This window comes from Terriglobales bacterium, assembly GCA_035561515.1.
Lineage (GTDB): Bacteria > Acidobacteriota > Terriglobia > Terriglobales > Acidobacteriaceae > DATMXP01.
The window spans coordinates 191,020-209,481 of the sequence record DATMXP010000027.1 but is presented as its reverse complement, the minus strand read 5'-3'; the positions used below and the strand labels follow the sequence as shown (position 1 = coordinate 209,481).

20 protein-coding genes are annotated in these 18,462 nt (G+C 56.3%); 13 read left to right on the top strand and 7 right to left on the bottom strand.

What is annotated here, in order from left to right; genetic code table 11:
- Nucleotides 1-16: 16 nt before the first annotated feature.
- Nucleotides 17-271, bottom strand: a complete 255-nt coding sequence (locus tag VN577_13700) for a hypothetical protein (GenBank protein ID HWR15876.1) — start codon at nucleotides 269-271, stop codon at nucleotides 17-19.
- Between the two features lie 228 nt (nucleotides 272-499).
- On the opposite strand from VN577_13700, the gene VN577_13695 reads away from it, so the two are divergent.
- The 6 genes from VN577_13695 (at nucleotide 500) to VN577_13670 (ending at nucleotide 6,839) form a co-directional block, all read left to right on the top strand.
- Nucleotides 500-2,641 carry a M1 family aminopeptidase gene (locus tag VN577_13695; protein ID HWR15875.1) on the top strand — a complete coding sequence of 714 codons (2,142 nt, stop codon included), beginning with the start codon at nucleotides 500-502 and terminating at the stop codon, nucleotides 2,639-2,641.
- Entirely contained in the window at nucleotides 2,601-2,939 is a 339-nt protein-coding gene (locus tag VN577_13690; protein HWR15874.1) for a hypothetical protein, read from the top strand. The genes VN577_13695 and VN577_13690 overlap by 41 nt, the downstream gene beginning before the upstream one ends.
- Before the next feature lie 257 nt (nucleotides 2,940-3,196).
- On the top strand, nucleotides 3,197-4,042 hold the full coding sequence (locus tag VN577_13685) for a Stp1/IreP family PP2C-type Ser/Thr phosphatase (protein ID HWR15873.1): 846 nt from the start codon (nucleotides 3,197-3,199) through the stop codon (nucleotides 4,040-4,042).
- The gene (locus tag VN577_13680; protein ID HWR15872.1) at nucleotides 4,024-4,764 is read left to right on the top strand and encodes an FHA domain-containing protein; all 741 of its coding nucleotides are present in this window, start codon (nucleotides 4,024-4,026) and stop codon (nucleotides 4,762-4,764) included. Before VN577_13685 ends, VN577_13680 begins: the two co-directional genes overlap by 19 nt.
- A gap of 215 nt (nucleotides 4,765-4,979) precedes the next feature.
- Complete coding sequence (locus VN577_13675) at nucleotides 4,980-5,891, top strand: caspase family protein (protein ID HWR15871.1); 912 nt, start codon at nucleotides 4,980-4,982, stop codon at nucleotides 5,889-5,891.
- A 108-nt stretch (nucleotides 5,892-5,999) separates the two neighbouring features.
- Complete coding sequence (locus VN577_13670) at nucleotides 6,000-6,839, top strand: DMT family transporter (protein HWR15870.1); 840 nt, start codon at nucleotides 6,000-6,002, stop codon at nucleotides 6,837-6,839.
- Nucleotides 6,840-6,843: 4 nt separating this feature from the next.
- On the opposite strand, the gene VN577_13665 is transcribed toward VN577_13670, so the two are convergent.
- Both VN577_13665 and VN577_13660 read right to left on the bottom strand, forming a co-directional pair.
- The gene (locus VN577_13665) at nucleotides 6,844-7,365 is read right to left on the bottom strand and encodes a methylated-DNA--[protein]-cysteine S-methyltransferase (protein HWR15869.1); all 522 of its coding nucleotides are present in this window, start codon (nucleotides 7,363-7,365) and stop codon (nucleotides 6,844-6,846) included.
- Nucleotides 7,366-7,498: 133 nt separating this feature from the next.
- Nucleotides 7,499-8,545: an OmpA family protein gene (locus VN577_13660; protein HWR15868.1), complete on the bottom strand. Its 1,047-nt coding sequence runs from the start codon at nucleotides 8,543-8,545 to the stop codon at nucleotides 7,499-7,501.
- A gap of 394 nt (nucleotides 8,546-8,939) precedes the next feature.
- On the opposite strand from VN577_13660, the gene VN577_13655 reads away from it, so the two are divergent.
- Complete coding sequence (locus VN577_13655; GenBank protein HWR15867.1) at nucleotides 8,940-10,340, top strand: UDP-glucose/GDP-mannose dehydrogenase family protein; 1,401 nt, start codon at nucleotides 8,940-8,942, stop codon at nucleotides 10,338-10,340.
- A 9-nt stretch (nucleotides 10,341-10,349) separates the two neighbouring features.
- On the opposite strand, the gene VN577_13650 is transcribed toward VN577_13655, so the two are convergent.
- Nucleotides 10,350-10,835: a hypothetical protein gene (locus VN577_13650; GenBank protein HWR15866.1), complete on the bottom strand. Its 486-nt coding sequence runs from the start codon at nucleotides 10,833-10,835 to the stop codon at nucleotides 10,350-10,352.
- 246 nt (nucleotides 10,836-11,081) lie between these two features.
- On the opposite strand from VN577_13650, the gene VN577_13645 reads away from it, so the two are divergent.
- The 6 genes from VN577_13645 to VN577_13620 all read left to right on the top strand — a co-directional run bounded on the left by VN577_13645 (nucleotide 11,082) and on the right by VN577_13620 (nucleotide 16,316).
- Nucleotides 11,082-12,047 carry a cysteine synthase family protein gene (locus VN577_13645; protein HWR15865.1) on the top strand — a complete coding sequence of 322 codons (966 nt, stop codon included), beginning with the start codon at nucleotides 11,082-11,084 and terminating at the stop codon, nucleotides 12,045-12,047.
- Complete coding sequence (locus tag VN577_13640) at nucleotides 12,047-12,499, top strand: M67 family metallopeptidase (protein ID HWR15864.1); 453 nt, start codon at nucleotides 12,047-12,049, stop codon at nucleotides 12,497-12,499. Before VN577_13645 ends, VN577_13640 begins: the two co-directional genes overlap by 1 nt.
- 32 nt (nucleotides 12,500-12,531) lie before the next feature.
- Entirely contained in the window at nucleotides 12,532-12,804 is a 273-nt protein-coding gene (locus VN577_13635) for a MoaD/ThiS family protein (GenBank protein HWR15863.1), read from the top strand.
- A gap of 3 nt (nucleotides 12,805-12,807) precedes the next feature.
- The gene (moeB, locus tag VN577_13630) at nucleotides 12,808-13,977 is read left to right on the top strand and encodes a molybdopterin-synthase adenylyltransferase MoeB (GenBank protein HWR15862.1); all 1,170 of its coding nucleotides are present in this window, start codon (nucleotides 12,808-12,810) and stop codon (nucleotides 13,975-13,977) included.
- A 131-nt stretch (nucleotides 13,978-14,108) separates the two neighbouring features.
- Nucleotides 14,109-15,554: a kelch repeat-containing protein gene (locus VN577_13625; protein HWR15861.1), complete on the top strand. Its 1,446-nt coding sequence runs from the start codon at nucleotides 14,109-14,111 to the stop codon at nucleotides 15,552-15,554.
- 90 nt (nucleotides 15,555-15,644) lie between these two features.
- Nucleotides 15,645-16,316: a PEGA domain-containing protein gene (locus VN577_13620; GenBank protein HWR15860.1), complete on the top strand. Its 672-nt coding sequence runs from the start codon at nucleotides 15,645-15,647 to the stop codon at nucleotides 16,314-16,316.
- Nucleotides 16,317-16,378: 62 nt separating this feature from the next.
- Here VN577_13620 and VN577_13615 read toward each other — a convergent pair whose 3' ends face one another.
- From VN577_13615 to VN577_13605, 3 genes are all read right to left on the bottom strand, one after another.
- Complete coding sequence (locus tag VN577_13615) at nucleotides 16,379-16,738, bottom strand: hypothetical protein (GenBank protein HWR15859.1); 360 nt, start codon at nucleotides 16,736-16,738, stop codon at nucleotides 16,379-16,381.
- A gap of 195 nt (nucleotides 16,739-16,933) precedes the next feature.
- Nucleotides 16,934-17,296 carry a hypothetical protein gene (locus VN577_13610; GenBank protein ID HWR15858.1) on the bottom strand — a complete coding sequence of 121 codons (363 nt, stop codon included), beginning with the start codon at nucleotides 17,294-17,296 and terminating at the stop codon, nucleotides 16,934-16,936.
- Between the two features lie 176 nt (nucleotides 17,297-17,472).
- Entirely contained in the window at nucleotides 17,473-18,450 is a 978-nt protein-coding gene (locus VN577_13605; protein ID HWR15857.1) for an NADPH:quinone oxidoreductase family protein, read from the bottom strand.
- Nucleotides 18,451-18,462: the final 12 nt, after the last annotated feature.

Below are 18,462 nucleotides of genomic sequence, written 5' to 3'. Positions count from 1 at the left end.
GCCGCCGGACGATCTCTTATTCCTTCGGGCTCCTGCGCCAGAGGAAATGCGTAAGATTCCAGGCCGTGACGCTCTCCTTCGTTCCCGCCTCGGCCGCGTGCAGCGACTCGTTTGTCTCGGCTTCCACGATGGCCATGTAGTTCTCGACTTTATGGCCTAAGTCCTTCTCGCTCAATCGGTCAACCAAGTCAGCCTTGCACAGCTCGCCGCGCCCTTCACATAGCGGACATTTCAGCATTTCCGTCTTCGGGTTCTTCGGGACGTCATTCATGGCACTTCCCTCAGGGGCACTCGTTTCCCTGCCGCTGATTACAGTACCGGTAGGTTGCCCCTGCCGTGACATGGGTCACGTCCCACCGTGCAACGGAACGTGTTTTGCGGTGATAACCCCTCGAAACCACCGTTCCCAAAACGGATTCCGGATTCTGGGAATTGTGATTCAGAACACGTCCGTTATGAAAAACTCCTGCGATAATTCGCCGAATCATCTGGAGTCTCCATGTCCAAAGTCCTCAGCTGTCTGCTTTTTCTACTGTTATTTGCGAATGTATGTCTCGCCGACAAGCCGGTTGAAAACGGTAACTCCGATCCTGTCTATCGACAGTTACGCGACATCGGCGTCGGCTCTGAAGGAGTGACCGTTACCAACTTCGTGCTGAAGCGCGACGCTGCTACGTTCACCTTCACGCAGGGTACGTTTTCATTCCTGGCTCCCGTAAACGGAAAGGTCACAGGGGCAATATTCAATGGGCAGGGTACGTTCAACCTCGCTCCACCACTTCCCTTCGAACAGCGTGTTCTCTCTTATCTCACCAAGAGCAACGAAACCAGCATGACCGAGACCTTCACCCGCGTCGTTCTGCGCTTCACCGACAACACGTATGAAGAGCTGAAGAAGGCCGGTACCCCTATGCAGGGAGCAGTACCAGGAGCTTTCGAAGCGCTGCGTGAGTCTCAGGAGAACGCCCGCAAGCGAATCCAAACGAATTACGACGCCAGGATCTTGCAGGATGTCCTAAGCTCCGATCCCGGAGGTTTCTTCCTTGCCTTCATCAATGGGCAGAAATACAGCGGCAAAATGCTTCTCTGCATCGACCCGCATGGGTGTGAAGGAGTACAGCCGGAAGAAATCTCGCTGATGATCTACGACGATATGAAGTTCGGAATCTACACGGCCTTCCACTACAGCGGCGAATATGCAAACGGCACAGCGAATGGCACCCAGGAAAACACGACCTTCAACATCGAAGCCCAGAATCTCGACACCGTAATCGAGAGAAACGCCTCCCTGAAAGGTAACGCCCTCGCGACGGTGGTATCACGGGTGAACGACTTACGTGCCTTGAACTTCAGCCTGTTCTCGAGGCTCCGCGTCCAGCAGGTAACCGACGCAGCCGGCAGCCCGCTCCAGTTCATCCAGGAGGACAAGGATCGCGATTTCGATTACTGGGTCATTCTTCCGAAAGGTCTGACGAAGGGCGAGAAGTTTCAGGTTCGCACCAAGTATGAAGGCAAGGATGCCATTCGTAACGAAGGTGGCGGGAACTACTACCCCGTTGCCCGCTCTACCTGGTATCCGAATGCCAGCACAGACGAATTCTCGATGTACGAGTTGAAGTTCAGTACCCCGAAGAAGATCCAGGTTGTCGCAACCGGAACGCTGGTCAGCGAAGGCATTCAGGGCGACCAGAACGTTACGATCTTCAAGAGCGATATCCCGCTCACCGTGGCCGGATTCAACTTGGGCGAATACAAGAAGGTCGAAGTCAAGCTGCAGAAGTCCAACTACCTGGTTGAATCCTACGCCAACAAGAACTCGCCCGACGTGATCACCGCGATTCGACACGTCGCCGAAGGAACTGACGATATCTCTGTCAATCATCAGGACAGCGGCTTGGCTTTAGGCACCATGGATATGGGAACACTCATGAAGAAGCCTTTGGCGGAAGCCCAGCTTTCCATGGCACTGTATGACTCCTACTTCGGGTCCATCCCACATAAACGTGTATCCATGACGCCCCAGACGGCGTGCTCGTACGGTCAGTCGTGGCCTAACCTCGTCTACCTGCCCATGTGTTCCTTCTTCGACGGCACGGTTCGACATCAGCTTGGCCTGGACGATACTCGCGGATACTGGAAAACGGTTGCGGCTCATGAAGTCGCGCATCAATGGTGGGGACACACGGTCGCATGGAACTCTTATCGCGATCAGTGGATGAGTGAAGGGTTCTCAGAGTTCGCGGCTTCACTTTTCATCCAGGTGATCCAGAAGAACAACGGCGAGTTTCTCAAGTTTTGGAAAGATCAACTGGACCTGCTCACGGAGAAGAACAAGGAAGGTTTTCGTGCGATCGATGTTGGCCCGCTAACCCTCGGGTACCGCGCCAGCACTGCTCGCACCGGCGGAATCTACAGCCGGCTTGTCTATCCGAAGGGTGCTTTCGTGCTTCACATGGTGAGGATGATGATGTGGGATCCTCAGAAGCGTGACGGGGAATTCCAGGCCATGATGCACGACTTCGTCCAGACCTACCAGAACAAGGCCGCTTCCACTGAGGACTTCAAAGCAATGCTGGAAAAGCACATGACGCTAGGTCGGCATGAATCTCGGCGGCAACGGCAAGATGGACTGGTTCTTTGACCAATATGTTTACGGAACTCAACTGCCCAATTACAAGCTGGAGTCTGCGGTCGGCAACGGCGAGAACGGCGTTTTCAACGTCAGTCTGAAAATTACGCAGTCGAATGTAGACGACAATTTCCGGATGCCTGTGAACGTCTACCTGGAACTTGCGGACGGGCGGGTTACACGCCTGGGGGCAGTTCCGATGAAGGGCAACTACACTTTCCAGCAGGTGATACCGCTTAGCGGCCTGAAAGATGCTCCTAAGAGGGCCTTCATCAACTACTACTACGACGTTCTCGGAACCGGCTATTAGAGTCTGCTGCTCCCTGCCCCGGGCTTCGGCTCGGGGCTTTTAAGTTTCTGGCAACACTGGGGTTGCTGGCTCAAGCTTCGCGTCCCATTGTTCCGATTATCTTCTTGCCAATCGGCAAAATCGCTAAGTACAATCCGCCAACTACACGGCGCGGCGGCAGGTGCATAAATATGGATGCGAGTCTCCAGTGCCTTGAGCAGCAACATCGGAGACGATGATTCTGCGATACGATTTGCTTCGCACCACCAGGGCATGGAATGGGTTTCAGGGTTGAGGTTGCTGGAAAAACCGACGTCGGCTGCGTTCGCTCGAATAACGAAGACAACTTCGGGTACGACACGCGTTACGGCATTTACGTCGTCTGCGACGGCATGGGCGGACAAGCCGCCGGCGAAGTCGCAAGCAAGATCGGCGTAGATACCGTCCTGAACTACTATCGAACTTCGGTCCGAAGTGGGCATTTTCCCAAGATAGGTGAGCAAGTCGAAGGACTCGCCGACCGGGCCAACCGCCTTGGCAGCGCTATTCAGTTGGCGAACCAGGCTGTTTACGAAGCAGCCAGCGCGAATGCCGCACACTCCGGGATGGGTTCGACGTTGGTCGCTGTCAGCACAGACGCAAAGGGAGCGTTCTTCTCCATTGGCCACGTCGGCGACAGCCGCATCTACCTCGTCCGCAATGGCGACATCGAACAACTCACAAATGACCATTCGCTTGTGATGGAACAGGTTCGCCGTGGCCTGATCACTCTCGCCGAAGCTCGTGTTTCCAAGATGCAGAACATCATCATCAAGGCCCTCGGCAGCGAACCATCAGTTAAGCCGGATCTTGATGACCGTATGGCCGCTCCCGGCGATGTCCTCATTCTTTGCAGTGATGGCCTTACGCGCCACGTCCCCGACGATGCCATGGCCGAAGTTGTCAGCAATACACCCGATTTGCGGCACGCATGCCAGTTGCTAATAGATGCAGCCAGAGACGGTGGCGGGGAAGATAACATCACGTGTTTGCTGCTGCGGTTTACCGTGCTCCCATGGTACAAAAAGCTGCTGAGCACGGTGTTACCCGGCGGAGGGAGTCCGAAATGGCAAAACTCTATTTGAAGTTCGAGCAGGCAGTCCTCAAGGAATATGAGCTGAAGGACGGCTCTTCGATGACAATCGGCCGCTTGCCGGACAACAACGTCCACATCGATAACCTTGCCGTCTCCGGGCATCACGCCCGTCTCGTGTGGGAAAACGACCATTTCGTCCTCGAAGACAACAACAGCCTGAACGGCACCTTCGTGAATAACCGCCGTATTAATCGTGCCGCCCTGAAGCATGGAGACGTCATTCTCATCGGCAAGCACACGATTTCGTATTGGGATGAAGTACGCGGTGAGACTGGCGAACCTCACCACGCTGAGGCCCCTTCCGCTCCCGTGCCGCAGTTGGAAGCCACCATGGTCCTCGATACCCGCAAGGCGAAAGAAATGATCGGCCAGCAGGCCGCAGGTGCGGGTGCTGCTGCCGCACCGGCGAAAGAGCGTATCGGGCAACTCCAAGTCATGCATGGCAAGACGGACCAGCAGGAGTATGTGCTCAGCGGCAAGCTTACCGTCATCGGCAAGTCCGACATGGCTTCCATCAAATTGAAGGGTTGGTTCGCGCCAAAGGTGGCGGCTGTCATTAACAAGCGCGAGAACAAATACTTCATCGCCGCATCAGAGAAAGACGTCAGGGTGAAGGTGAACGACAGCGAGATCTCAGGACCGACAGAACTCACTCATGGCGACCTCATCGAAGTCGCTAAGGTGAAACTGACTTTTTCGTACGCCGAATAAGAACTGAACAACTTCACCGTTAAAGCGCGCCACCTCGGCGCGCTTTTCTTGTTGGCCCTATATTGCACCACAACTGCGGCATTCCCATTTTTGGAACACAGAAGAAAAGGTCGGGTTTGCACACGTCATCGGTGCTAAGCTCCTTCTGTTTCAGACGCACTTCTGTCTGAGACGACTCCTTGGTTAATTCAGTCCCCACCTTTCAAGGAGGAAAGATGCCTGAGAAAACAATCCCATTCCCACCCTCAAAGGGATACTCACTTCACATCGGTCTGAACCGGGTCGACCCCGCGCACTACAACGGTTGGTCCGGTCAGCTTAACGCCTGCGAAAAAGATGCTCTCGATATGGAGGCAATCGCGAAGGCGCAGGGCTATCAGACACAGAAGCTACTAACCGCTCAGGCAACTGCGGCGAATGTGATCACAACGATCAAGAAGGTCGCCTCTCTTGCTAAACCAACGGACACCTTCCTGCTCACCTATTCCGGCCATGGTGGTCAGATCAATGACGCAGCCGATGATGAACCGGACGGTCTCGACGAAACCTGGGTCCTGTATGACCGGCAGTTGATCGATGACGAACTATTCCAGCTCTGGTGCTCTTTCAGGCCAGGCGTTCGCATCTTCTCCCTCTCCGACAGCTGCCATAGCGGCACCGTCACCAAGGCCATGTTCCAAACGCCAAGGGAAATGCTGCCGAAGTTCGAGGAAAAGACCCGGATGGCAAAAGACACTTCGACCAAGATCAAAGCAATGCCGCCGGATGTCCAGTTCGAGACATATCAGAAGAACAAGAAAATGTACGACGACATCCGCCTCACTTTGGGGCCATTCCGTCGCATCAATCCAGCCTGCTCGGTGATCCTGATCTCCGGATGTCAGGACAACCAGACCTCGATGGATGGCCCAGTCAATGGCGCCTTCACCGGGGCTCTGCTGAAGGTATGGAGCAATGGGACCTTCGTTGGCAGCCATCCGCATTTCCGCAAGGACATTGCGGCCTTACTGCCGCCGACACAGAGTCCAAACTACTATGTGGTCGGTTCCAGCAATGTGCTGTTTGAAATGCAGCGTCCGTTCACGGTTATGGCACCCCATTTTGCGGCGGTTGGCAAGGCCGCCTGATTCCTCACACTGCTTCTTTCGCGCCCGGCTCACGTAGCCGGGCTTTTTTATCGGCAGAATTGCGGAATTGCCAATTCATGCTCCTGCAAGTGAGAATCGAATTTCGGAATGACAGGGGAATACATTAGCGCATCTCTCTCGCTTGCGGCAGCGGCAGCGTGGGGCGCCGGAGATTTCACCGGAGGCCTCGGCACTAAGGGCTCTAATGCCTTCGGTGTCGTTGTTGTCGCGCACGGCACCGGACTCATTTTCATGTTGGCCATGGCGATCCTGACCGGCGACCCCATGCCTTCACAGACTGCCCTCTTATGGGGCGTTGGTGCGGGACTTACCGGTGGCCTCGGACTTGTCTCGCTCTACAAAGCGCTTGCCGTCGGGCACATGGGCATCAACGCTCCGATCGCCGCAATCATTACTGCTGCTCTTCCGGTCGTATTCGGAATCTGGAATGAAGGTCTGCCCTCCGGTGTTCAGTTGGTGGGCTTCGGCATCGCCGCGATAGCAATATGGCTCATCGCATTGCCAAACGGTGAGTTGGGACGGCCTCGCGGACTTGGCTTGGCCGTGATTGCTGGAGTCGGATTCGGAGCTTACCTCATTTGCAGTAAGCAGGCGTCACACGAGGCGGTGTATTGGCCGCTGGCTGCCGCGCGTGCCGCTTCCATCATCGAGATGTTCCTGATTATCGCCGTCCTCGGACGTCCCTGGCAGCCCGTTCGCAAGTTCCTGCCGTTCATGATGTTCTCCGGCGTGATGGACTCGGTGGGAAACGCTCTGTTTGTCTATGCAGTGCGGCATGGTCGTCTCGACGTTGCCACCGTACTTTCGTCCCTTTATCCGGCGACCACAGTCATTCTGGCTTGGATCGTTCTGAAAGAACGTGCGGGACGGCTGCAGCGCGTGGGAATGTTCGCTGCCCTGATCGCGGTTCCACTGATCGCCCGGTAAAGAGCTAAGGCTGCGCTGCAAACGCGAGCGTAGGATGCGGTTCACGCCACCGTGCCCCTTCCAGACGCAACAGCTTCTCTTTCACATCCAATCCGCCACCGTAGCCACCCAACTTGCGGTCACTGGTGATCACCCGATGACACGGCACAATGATCGGAATCGGATTATCGTGGTTCGCCATACCTACGGCGCGAAATCCTCGCGGACTCCCCACCTTGCGGGCCAAGTCCGCATAAGAACACGTCTCGCCATAGGGAATCTCCAGCAACGCCCGCCAGCAGCGCATCTGGAAGTCTGTCCCGCGAAGATCCAGAGGAACCGTAAACTCCCTCAGCGTACCCGCGAAGTAGGCATCAAGTTCAGCTCGGCACTGCAAGAGTGCTTCGTCCGACTCGATCCCGTCCTTCCTCCCGCGAGCAGCAGCAAGCCTCGCCCGGTTGTAGTCGAAGGAGATTTCGCGAACGCCCTGATCAGATGCGACCAGGAGAAGATGACCGATTGGCGAATCGTAAGACGAGAACCGCATAACCAAATCAGCATATCGCAGCATGCATTACCCGCACTCGCCAAATTCGGCTGTAGAACTGTGGACGTGGTGCGGCAAAAAAGAAAACCCGCCGCTATACGCGACGGGCGTTCCGTTCTGGGGGTTGTTGGAACTATCGATTGCTCTCGGGCTGCTGAGCCGACGGCTTTTCCTGCGTCGTGTTGCTCTGCACACCCTGCTGCTGCATACCGCTGGACGGCGTCTGCTGGTACTGGTTCTGCGACTGAGAAGCTGCTCCGGCCACGCCACCCTGCTGCGACTGCGTGCCGAACGTGTTCTGCTGCGGCGTCGCCATCGCCTGCTGGTTCAACTGGTCAACGCTGGTGTTCTTCAGCACCGAAACCTGCACGCGAGGTCCGCGGTAAGCCTTCGCCGGCTTGCTGCCTTCCTGCTGCTCAGCCGCGGGCTGCGCCACTTTGGCATTGCCCATGCCCAGCGTGAAGATGCGATACACCGGGATGTCGTGGTTCAGCACCATGTAACGGACAACCGCATCGGCCATCTTCTGCGAAGCCTGGATCGAGGCCGCGCTGTTACCCGGCGAGAATCCCTGCACTTCGATGATGTAGTTGTTCTGACCCTGTAGCGAGCTGGCCAGTTCGTCCAGAGCCTCCTTCGCGTTCTTGCTCAGCGCGGTCTGGCCCGAGCGGAAACGAAGTTCAGTCTGGTTGGTCGCCTGATACTGGTCGAAGTTCGTGATCACCTGCTCCACGGTCTGCAAACGAGTGCTGGCCTGCTGCGCAGTCTGGTGAGCCTGCTGAGCGCGATTGCCGGCTTCGATTGCATGCTGGTCGGCTTCGGTGGCTTTGTTGTTCGCTAGGCGAATGCCTTCCTGTGCACGGCTATCGACGTCCTTAAGGTTCTTGGCGTTCGCCGCGGTGAGTTCGTCCAGTTCGTTCACGCGATTGCGGATCGGGCTCATCTGGCGCTGAACATACTTCTTGCGGGCAAATGGATTCAGCTTGCCCCAGAAACCTTCATGCTGTTCGGGAGTGAGCGGCTGGCGGGCCGAAGTCTGGTCCGGCTGAGCCTGGGCCTGGTCCTGGGCCGGTTGAGATTGTGTGGCCTGATTCTGGTCCTGGGACGCGTTCTGCTGGGCAACGGCTGGCAGCATCAACGTGGCGGCCAACGGAAGCATCATTAAGCTACGGATCTTCATTGCGAAATTCCTCCGGGAGATAAGGAGTTCGTCGACTCCCTGCGCCGCTTTCCGCTCGTTCGCGGGCCATTCTGGCTGCGGCGCACAAACTGTCCGATCTTGCTATTGCGATTGGCGTGCCAAAACTCCCGGCCTGTAAGTCCTTCAAATACAACACGCAAACAGGCGGTGCTTTGGCCAGCTACGTAGGAACGCTCGCAGGCTCGGTAAATATTGCAGACGAGTCCGGATTTGCCCCGAATACGCAGCACCTCCTCCACCGAACGAAGTTAAATGCAGGATTTGGCATGACTTGCACGCCGTTCAACTTACATCTCGTCAGGTAGGCAGGGCATCCACACTCTACGTCCGTGCTGGGGACGCACGGCGTCTACTCTCGTATTTTGGGGAACGAATGAGGCTGGCGATTGTTGGATCTGGATACGTCGGGCTGGTGGCAGCCGCCTGTTTTGCCGAATTAGGTCACAACGTAATCTGCATTGATAACGATACTCGCAAGATCGATGCCCTGCGGCACGGCGAGATTCCCATCCATGAAAAGTTCCTGCCCGAACTGCTGGCCCGCCATGTAGGCGACCGCCTGACTTTCAGCTCTTCCCTGCGGGACGCCGTTCAAAAAAGCCAGGTGATATTTATCGCGGTTGGTACTCCCTCGAGCGAGGACGGTGAATGCGATCTGTCTCATGTAGAAGCGGTGTCGCGCGAAGTAGCTCACGTCGTCAACGACTACAAAATCGTCGTTGAAAAAAGTACCGTTCCGGTTTGTACCAGCGAATGGGTGCGGAAGATTATGGTTCTGAACGGCGCACCCGAGCACCTCTTCGAGGTCGCTTCCAATCCGGAGTTCTTGCGCGAAGGAACCGCGGTAACAGATTTCCTATTCCCTGATCGCATCGTGATCGGCGCCAACTCCGACCGGGCTGCCAGGGTACTTTCCAGTCTGTACGAGCCTCTTACTTCCGGCGCGTATCGCAAGCAGGAACACTCGATCCCTGAGCCCGACCACGCCTCGGCACAACCTCAGTTGATCGTTACCAGCGCTCGTTCAGCAGAGTTGATCAAGCACGCTTCCAACGCCTTCCTCGCCATGAAGATTTCTTTCATCAATGCCGTGGCGAATCTCTGCGAAAGCGTAGGCGCCGATATCGAGCAGGTCTGCAAGGGAATTGGTTCGGACTCTCGCATCGGGTCGAAGTTCCTCAGTCCCGGCATCGGCTATGGCGGCTCCTGCTTTCCGAAAGACTTGAAAGCTTTCCGCTCCGTGGCGCGCACAAACGGTTTCGACTTCGGGCTTCTCGACGAAGTCATCCGCATCAACGAGCGTCAGGCCACACGGTTCGTGCGCAAAGTTCGAAATGCGCTTTGGACTTTGAAGGGAAAGCGCATCGCCGTTTTAGGTTTGTCCTTTAAGGGAGGAACCGACGACATTCGCGAATCGCCGGCGATCGCGATCATCCGGCACTTGTTGAATGAGCGTTGTGAGGTAGTCGCCTATGATCCGGCCGCGATGGATCGTGCCCGCGAAATTCTGGATGGCAAACTCGGCTATGCCGAAAATGCCTACGATGCGGCGCTGGATGCCGACGCCCTTCTCATCCTTACCGATTGGGAAGAATTCGAGAGCCTTGACCTTGCCCGGTTGCAGCTACAGATGAAGTACCCGATCGTAGTCGATGGCAGGAATCTTTATGTTCCGGAAGAAATGTCCCAGGCTGGTTTCATGTATTACAGCATTGGACGCCCGGAGGCATTCCCTGCAAAGAAGAGAGCCGCACGCCTGAAGAAAGCGGGATAGTTTGCGCCGCTATGCTCTTTTTTTGGCAGGCTGCAATTTCTCCCACGGCCGCGGCTTGCGCGCAGCTTCCTCGCGTCCGTTGACACGGTCGTAGTGATAGCTTTCGCTCACCGTTCCCAAAGACTCGTTGTAGAGGCTCGGCAACCCGGTTGCCTCTTTCAACTCCTCGGCGAAGGCATGCAGTGCCTTCAGGATGTCGGCGGTGGCGCCGATCTCCGTCTTCGTCGTCTTCAGGAACTGTTGGTAACCTTTGTTGACCAGCTTGGAAATCTCGCCGCCCAGCAGGTATCCCGGATATGCAAACACCTTGGTGTTGCCGTCCGCCGTGCGCTCAATCGCCGCAGAAATATTGTTCTTCTTCAGGAAGGTACGTCCCTGTGTGCCGGGGGCTTCTAGAAGTTCAAATCCGTGTCCGCGCAACCACTCGAGCGCTTGATCGTAAGTGCGAAGTTTTGTGTCGCTGGACCGTAACGATGTTTCTCTCTTTTTGGCCATTCTCTGTTGTTTCCAATCGGTTAGCTCAAACCATGAACCATACCATGTTACGGCTATTCCCCTCTACCTGTACCGCACCAAGGTTCGGGCACCCAAGTAATTTTGACGCCTTCTGACACCCTCGTGCATCGGATCAGGTAATTGTGGATGGTGAGATGTGCCGTCCGTTGCCCCTTTTGGGGTTCGCTCTGGCGGGACACGAGCGTATATCGCTCCTTTCTCATTGATGGACAGAATCCCAGTCTTATGACAGTTGCCTTCAATCAACTGGCGGCGAAGCCTATCCGAAATACATACCGGACGGGCGTCCGCCTATTGGAAACCATCGGCAACACCCCGCTCCTTCGCCTGGAGCGCGTAACAGAAAACCTGCCCGGCATTGAGCTTCTCGGTAAGGCCGAATGGACCAATCCCGGTGGCTCGATCAAGGACCGTGCAGCTTCCTCCATCGTGAAAGCGGCGATTGAATCCGGCCAACTTACCGCCGGCAAGCGCCTGCTCGATGCGACGAGCGGCAATACGGGAATTGCCTACGCGATGCTCGGAGCGGCACTCGATTTTCCCGTCACGCTCTGCATGCCGTCCAATGTCTCGCCCGAGCGTAAGCGCATCCTCAAGGCTTACGACGTCGAGATCGTTTACAGCGATCCAGCCGAAGGATCCGACGGTGCCATCGTTATGGCCCGGGCACTCGCCGAGGCGGATCCCGCGCGCTACTTCTACGCCGATCAGTACTCGAACGATGCCAACTGGCGCGCCCACTATTGCGGGACCGCTCGAGAGATCTGGGATCAAACCGGAGGACGCGTTACCCACTTCGTTTGCATGATGGGTACGAGCGGCACCTTTGTCGGTACCAGTCGCCGCCTGAAGGAACTGAACCCGTTCATTCAATGCATCTCACTTCAGCCCGACTCACCTTTTCACGGCATCGAAGGCGCTAAGCACATGCTTTCGGCGATCGTCCCGAAGATTTACGATCCGAAGCTCGCCGACGCCAATCTCGAGATCACCACAGAGTCGGCTTACGACATGTGCAAGCGACTGGCTCGGCAAGAGGGGTTGCTGGTCGGCGTGTCTGCGGCTGCGGCTGTCGTAGGCTCATTGCAAGTCGCGCACGAATGCGCACGGCGCGGAGAACGCGCGACAATTGTTACTGTCCTTTGCGACAACGCGGACAAATATCTAAGCGAACGGTTCTGGGAGGAATAATGCTTCTGATGCGCCAACCCGAGTACGATGAGATTCGCCGTCACGGCGAAGAGACCTATCCGCACGAATGCTGCGGAGTCCTGCTCGGGACCATCACGGATGGCACTAACTACGTCAGCGCCGCAGTTCGTTGCGGCAATACCCGTCAGGATCAGCCTCACGACCGCTACAACATCGATCCGCGTGAGCTAGTAAAGATCCAGCGGGAAGGACGCGAACGCGGTCTCGATATCGTCGGCTTTTATCATTCCCATCCGGATCATCCCGCCCAGTGGTCAAAAACCGACCTCGCGGAAGCTCACTGGATCGGCTGCTCGTACGTGATCACCTCGGTTGTACAAGGTCGGGCGGACAAGACAAATTCGTTTTTGCTCTCGGGCACGCAGGAAGAAGACAAGTTTTTTCAGGACGAACAGATCAGGCTGGAAGTCGCTTCCGGCATCGCTCGCTGACAATTCAATCCAAGAAGGATGTCAAACTCGCTATGAAGGTTCTGATCCCTACACCACTCCGTCAGTACGCTGAGAAGAAAGACGCCGTGGAAGTCTCGGCCGCAACCGTGGGTGAAGCATTGTCGCAGCTCACCAGCGTTCACCCTGACTTGCGCAAGCACCTGTTCACCGAAGCCGGGCAGCTTCGCGCCTTCGTGAACGTTTACCTCAACGACGAAGACATCCGTTACCTGGCCAAGGACAAAACTCCGGTCTCCGCCACCGATACCTTGTCCATTGTGCCTTCCATCGCTGGTGGACGCTGAGTTATGGCTACTGTTACTTCTCTTCCTCAATCCGTTTCGCTGTCGAATGACGAAGTTTTGCGCTATTCGCGCCACTTGATCATGCCGGAAGTTGGCATGGACGGTCAGTTGAAGCTAAAGGCCGCCAAAGTTCTTTGCGTCGGCGCCGGAGGCTTGGGCTCGCCGCTTGCGCTGTACTTAGCCGCCGCGGGTGTCGGCACGATCGGCATCGTCGATTTCGACGTCGTCGACTTCACCAACCTTCAACGTCAGATCATCCACACCACTGCCGACGTTGGTCGCAAGAAGCTCGATTCCGCGGAAGACAAGCTGAAGGCCATCAATCCGCATATCAACGTCGTGCGTTACGAAACGCGCCTCACCAGCGCCAATGCTCTCGAGCTCTTCCGTGACTTCGACATGATCGTCGATGGCACCGACAACTTCCCCACGCGCTATCTCGTCAATGACGCTTGCGTGCTCACCGGAAAGCCGAATGTCTACGGATCCATCTTTCGTTTCGAAGGACAGGTCAGCGTCTTCGCCACCGAACAGGGGCCGTGCTATCGCTGCCTGTATCCCGAACCGCCTCCGCCCGGACTCGTTCCTTCCTGCGCTGAAGGTGGCGTGCTCGGAATCCTCCCCGGACTCGTTGGTGTAATGCAGGCCACCGAAGCCATCAAGCTTATCCTTGGCTCCGGAGAACCGCTCATCGGACGCCTGCTCCTCGTCGACGCTCTCGCCATGCGCTTCCGCGAACTCAAGCTGCGGAAAAATCCTGATTGCCCTGCGTGCGGCACGCACCGTACTATCAATGCACTGATCGATTACAACGAATTCTGCGGAATTCGTGGGGAAGAAAAACCAGTGGACAATCAGATTCCCACCATCTCGGTGGAAGAACTCAAGCGCCGCAAGGATGCGGGCGAAGACCTGTTCGTGCTCGACGTGCGTGAACCGAACGAATATCAGATCTGCAATATCAATGGCTATCTCATTCCGTTGAACGATCTCCCAAAGCGGGTGAGCGAACTCGACTCCAGTCGTGAGATCGTGGCTCATTGCCGCTCCGGCGTTCGCAGCGCCAAGGCCGTAGACTTCCTTCGTCAGGCGGGTTTCACCAAAGTCCGCAACCTGACCGGCGGTATTTTGGCGTGGGCGGAAAAGATCGATCCCAATATGCCAAAATATTAAGTGGGATAAAGCGATCAAATTGAGACGACGGCCCGTGACAATTCAGGGATGCTCACCTTGTCACGGGTCATGCGTCCAATCGTGTAAAGCCCTAGGCTGACGCTCGTCAGCAACCCAAAGGAACATCAGTAATGCAGAAAGTTTGGAAAGTCCCGACGTGGGCTGCCGCCCTCGTCACGCTCTTATGTCTGTGTGTTCTGTCCGCTTGCGGCGGTGGTGGATCGTCGACGACCCCGCCTCCGTCACCTGTTTCCATCACCATCTCTCCGGCAACGGCGAATATCCTCGTGGCCACCGGCGCGAATTTTTCCGCCACCGTCTCCGGCCATTCGAATACCGCGTTCACTTACAGCGTTCGCGAAGGCACAGCGGGCGGCAATGTGCTGCCCACCGGTGAGTACCTCGCACCAACCACACCCGGCACGTATCACGTGCGCGCCACCAGCGCTGCCGATTCCTCGAAGTACGCCGAAGCCGTTGTCACCGTTCGTGACTACGCCAAGCGTTTCGACCTGACCTCCAATCCCCCCGACGGCTTCGATTACCACACCACCAACTTGCTCGCGGATGGCTCTGTGCTCATTGTGGGCGGACGCGGTCTTAACAACATTCACCAACTCGCGTATCGCTATGTCCCCGCGGAAAACAAATATGCGACTGACGGGTCTCTCACGACCGCCCGCATGGCTCACGCGTCGTTTTCACTTCCGGATGGCAGAGTCATCATCGCCGGCGGCTACAACCCGCTGCTGCCGGGCGATGACTTCGATCCCGTCTTCACGTCGAGCGAACTGTACGATCCAGCTACAAAGACATTTTCTGCCGGACCGGACATGAATTTCCCTCGACGTCATCACGTGACTACGCAGTTGAAGGATTCGCGGGTGCTCGTCACCGGCGGCATTCAGTTGCGCGGAAGCGGGTTCGGCGCCTCCACCAATACGGAGATCTACGATCCGGCGACCGGCAAGTTTACCGCCGCGAATACCATGAACGAAGGCCGTTGGCTGCACACGGCGACTTTGCTTCCCGACGGTCGCGTGCTGATTGTTGGTGGACGCAACAACAATTGCACCGGCAACTGCCCTGTTTACTCGCTGAGTAGCGCTGAAATTTATGATCCGGCCACAGGCAATTTCACCACGACAGGCTCGCTCCATATCAGTCGCTTCAATCACACCGCGACGTTGCTGACGAATGGCAAGGTGCTGGTCCTCGGCGGCCAATCCACCGACGACCTCGGCGGGCAGACCGACCAGGTCGCTACGGCGGAGATCTACGACCCCGCGACGGGTCAGTTCACTCTCGCCGGTAACCTCGTGCTCGCCCGGAGCGGGCACACCGTCACCTTACTGAACAACGGCAAACTACTTCTGGCCGGAGGGTGGAAAATCAGCGGCGTTGCCACCCAGAACACCGAAATCTTTGATCCCGGCACAGGCACCTCGCAGGAGGGTCCGCAAATGACCGAGGCGCACGTTCGGCATACTGCGGTTCGTTTACCTGGCGGCGAAGTCTTGGTCGTCTCTGGGAGCAACGGTTACCAGCCGATTCCGGTTGCGGAAATTTTCCGATGAGTACTCGCGCAACAACTTGTACGCAGTCGGGTTCAAGAAAAATCCAAGTTAAGTTGTAGGGCCCCATCGACAGGAGAAGAAAGGATAGTTATGAGGCTCGTACTTAGCTCGTTATTTGTAATGTTTTCGCTGGTAGCGATCGCGGCGGAAGGTCCTCGCGTTTATGTCGAGGAAAGCAGTTCCTGGGAAGTTCAGGGCCATTCGGGCGGCAGCGATGACTCGTTTGGCGGCGAAATGAGTGGCGGTGCGCGCCCGCAAACCGCCGAGATCATCAAGACCTTCAGCGAAAAATGCGGCAACGTTGTCGTCAATAACAGGCGCGAAAAGGCCGACTATGTCGTACTGCTCCACCACGAAGGCGGCAAGGATCTCGTCCGTCGAGACAACAAGGTTGTCGTCTTCAATCGCGACGGCGACGCCATTCTGAGCCGTTCCACTCGCACCCTGGGCAATGCCGTCGGCGACGCCTGCCAGGTCATCAACCGTGACTGGGCGCTTGCGAAGCCGGCCGTGAATGCCTCCGTCAATCAGTCGCCGGCAACGGTTTCATCCGACACCAAGGTCGAGGTCTCGTCCTCTCCAGTCGGCGCTGACATCGAAGTGAACGGCAAGTTCGTCGGCAACACGCCATCGGCCATTCACCTCACGCCCGGTGAGTATAGGATCGCTGTGAAGAAGAACGGTTACACCGCCTGGGAACGGGAAGTAAAAGTCACGGGCGGCAATGTCACGCTTCTTGCTGAATTGGAAAAATTGAAATAGGCAAAAGCTGTAACAAAGAAGCAAGGCGCGCCGTGGCGCGCCTTCTTTGATTTCAACTGACGCTACTTACCAACTGCGGTGTCGCCGGTTTCCAGTCGAATCACTTTCTTGTCTTTTGCGACCTGGATCTCTTTCAGCGATTCGGAACCGTCCGCATTCGGGCTGCGAACCACACCGTCGTAGCGAACACCGTCCTTCACGTCCACAACCGATGCCTTGGAAGTGGCAACCACTTTCTTACCCTTGAGAATCTGCACGTCCGCCGTATCACCTTTCACGTCATAGCGAAGGGTATATTCGCCGGCTGGCAACTTCTGTCCATTTACGACCGTTGGCGTCCTGAAATTCACGGTGCGGTCTGTAGCCAACGCGACAACACTAAGAATGCAGACCAACATGATGGCGATCAAAACTTTCTTCATTTCATCTCCAAACAGCTTATGGGGGTGGCAATCTCGTATTACTTCCGTGATTGCTCAGTTTGCATGTTAGCCCTTGGCCAATTCGGCTGCCGTGACGCAACGCACCTCGGATTGTGGGTCGCATTACCACCAATTGTGGCAAGAAAAAAAGCGGGGAGCCGCAAGGCTCCCCGGGTCACCATGGGAGAACTTCTGTTATTTGCCGGAAGCCGTCTCCGGGCTAAAGCGAATCGCAGTCTTATCTTTCGCGAACTGAAGTTCGACTAGCGAGTAAGTGCCGTCGCCGTTCTTGCTGTTCACAACGCGGTTCCGATCCGCTTTCTGCGTGGCGTCAATCACTTGGCCGGTCGCGGATGCAACCGTTTTCTTGTTCTTCAGGATCTCTACGTTAGCCGTGGTGCCGTTAATGTCGTACTTCAGTTTGTAATCACCAGGCTCAATCTTCTGACCATTCAGGTTTGTCGGCGACGAGAACGTAATCGATTTCTCGGCTGCGAACGCCCCTACTGCAACTGCCAGCACTGTCAACAAAAGCACACACTTCACGAACTTCGTCATCTCAAATCTCTCCTGAAATCTTCAGCTAGTTCAATATTCAGACACATCGTGTCCGAGCTTCATCCGTGCAATTGATTAACTTGCGACGTCGAAGAGATAGACGAGCGAGAAGTGTGAAAGTAAACGATTCGGCATAGGCAATCCCATTGATTGGGATGAGTCGATGGTTTTTGAGTCTAGAATTTCAGGACAAGCTTTCCGTAGTTCTTTCGCTCCAGCATTGTGCGAAATGCTTCCGGCGCTTTCTCAATCGGATACACATGTCCAACCTGCGGACGCAAATGTCCTTGCGCAATCCACTCCGACAACTGTTTCCACGCTGGTTCCATGTATTCCGGATGCATCGACAACGGAGATAACCACAGCCCGTGTACCGCACAGTTCTTCGCGTACATCGTTCGCGTGTCGAAGTGGTGCGCTGCTCCTGTCGCCGAACCATAAACGATGACCCGCCCGCCGAACTTCAGGCAACGCGTACTCTTGGCAGTATGTTCTCCGCCGAGCATCTCCAGCACGGCGTCAACGCCCTGGTTCTTCGTTCGTTCGCAGACCACTTTTTCGTAATCCAATTCCTTGTAGTTGATCGGATGATTCAGCCCGAGTTGCTGTGCCTTCGCGAGTTTCTCGTCCGAGGACGACGTGCCGTACATCTCGACGCCAAGCAATTTACCAATCTGCACCGCCGCCGTTCCCACACCGCCGGCGACTGCATGGATTAGCACGCTCGGCTTTCCCTGCGACACCCTCGATGGCTGCTGTCCCGCGGGTGCCCACAATCCCGCCCACCAGTACGCGAAGAACGCAGTGAAATAGTTCACCGGGAATGCTGCCGCCTCTTCGAATGACCACGCGTCCGGCTTCTCCCACAGGAATTCGCGCCGCGTGACAATTCGCTCGGCGAATCCGTTTGCCTGTGCGTAACCCATTACGTTTTCTCCGGTCGACAGCACGCGACCAGAAAACTCGCGCCCGGCGATGAAGGGAGGCTTCGGCCCGCCCGCATAGGTGCCACTCGCCATCAGGATGTCGGCGAAGTTCACGCCACAGGCTCTTACGTTAACGAGAAGTTGGTTTTCTTTTGGCTCGGGGCCGGGAATCTCCTGCACTTCCAGGGAATCAGGCCCACCGGTGCGGGTCACGACAATGGCTTTCATAGACGGTTAGAT

Excerpts from the sequence above, each read along its gene's own strand:
- VN577_13700 (HWR15876.1), bottom strand. The coding sequence starts at position 271 with ATGAATGACGTCCCGAAGAACCCGAAGACGGAAATGCTGAAATGTCCG.
- VN577_13695 (HWR15875.1), top strand. The coding sequence starts at position 500 with ATGTCCAAAGTCCTCAGCTGTCTGCTTTTTCTACTGTTATTTGCGAAT.
- VN577_13690 (HWR15874.1), top strand. The coding sequence starts at position 2,601 with ATGAATCTCGGCGGCAACGGCAAGATGGACTGGTTCTTTGACCAATAT.
- VN577_13685 (HWR15873.1), top strand. The coding sequence starts at position 3,197 with ATGGGTTTCAGGGTTGAGGTTGCTGGAAAAACCGACGTCGGCTGCGTT.
- VN577_13680 (HWR15872.1), top strand. The coding sequence starts at position 4,024 with ATGGCAAAACTCTATTTGAAGTTCGAGCAGGCAGTCCTCAAGGAATAT.
- VN577_13675 (HWR15871.1), top strand. The coding sequence starts at position 4,980 with ATGCCTGAGAAAACAATCCCATTCCCACCCTCAAAGGGATACTCACTT.
- VN577_13670 (HWR15870.1), top strand. The coding sequence starts at position 6,000 with ATGACAGGGGAATACATTAGCGCATCTCTCTCGCTTGCGGCAGCGGCA.
- VN577_13665 (HWR15869.1), bottom strand. The coding sequence starts at position 7,365 with ATGCGGTTCTCGTCTTACGATTCGCCAATCGGTCATCTTCTCCTGGTC.
- VN577_13660 (HWR15868.1), bottom strand. The coding sequence starts at position 8,545 with ATGAAGATCCGTAGCTTAATGATGCTTCCGTTGGCCGCCACGTTGATG.
- VN577_13655 (HWR15867.1), top strand. The coding sequence starts at position 8,940 with ATGAGGCTGGCGATTGTTGGATCTGGATACGTCGGGCTGGTGGCAGCC.
- VN577_13650 (HWR15866.1), bottom strand. The coding sequence starts at position 10,835 with ATGGCCAAAAAGAGAGAAACATCGTTACGGTCCAGCGACACAAAACTT.
- VN577_13645 (HWR15865.1), top strand. The coding sequence starts at position 11,082 with ATGACAGTTGCCTTCAATCAACTGGCGGCGAAGCCTATCCGAAATACA.
- VN577_13640 (HWR15864.1), top strand. The coding sequence starts at position 12,047 with ATGCTTCTGATGCGCCAACCCGAGTACGATGAGATTCGCCGTCACGGC.
- VN577_13635 (HWR15863.1), top strand. The coding sequence starts at position 12,532 with ATGAAGGTTCTGATCCCTACACCACTCCGTCAGTACGCTGAGAAGAAA.
- moeB (HWR15862.1), top strand. The coding sequence starts at position 12,808 with ATGGCTACTGTTACTTCTCTTCCTCAATCCGTTTCGCTGTCGAATGAC.
- VN577_13625 (HWR15861.1), top strand. The coding sequence starts at position 14,109 with ATGCAGAAAGTTTGGAAAGTCCCGACGTGGGCTGCCGCCCTCGTCACG.
- VN577_13620 (HWR15860.1), top strand. The coding sequence starts at position 15,645 with ATGAGGCTCGTACTTAGCTCGTTATTTGTAATGTTTTCGCTGGTAGCG.
- VN577_13615 (HWR15859.1), bottom strand. The coding sequence starts at position 16,738 with ATGAAGAAAGTTTTGATCGCCATCATGTTGGTCTGCATTCTTAGTGTT.
- VN577_13610 (HWR15858.1), bottom strand. The coding sequence starts at position 17,296 with ATGACGAAGTTCGTGAAGTGTGTGCTTTTGTTGACAGTGCTGGCAGTT.
- VN577_13605 (HWR15857.1), bottom strand. The coding sequence starts at position 18,450 with ATGAAAGCCATTGTCGTGACCCGCACCGGTGGGCCTGATTCCCTGGAA.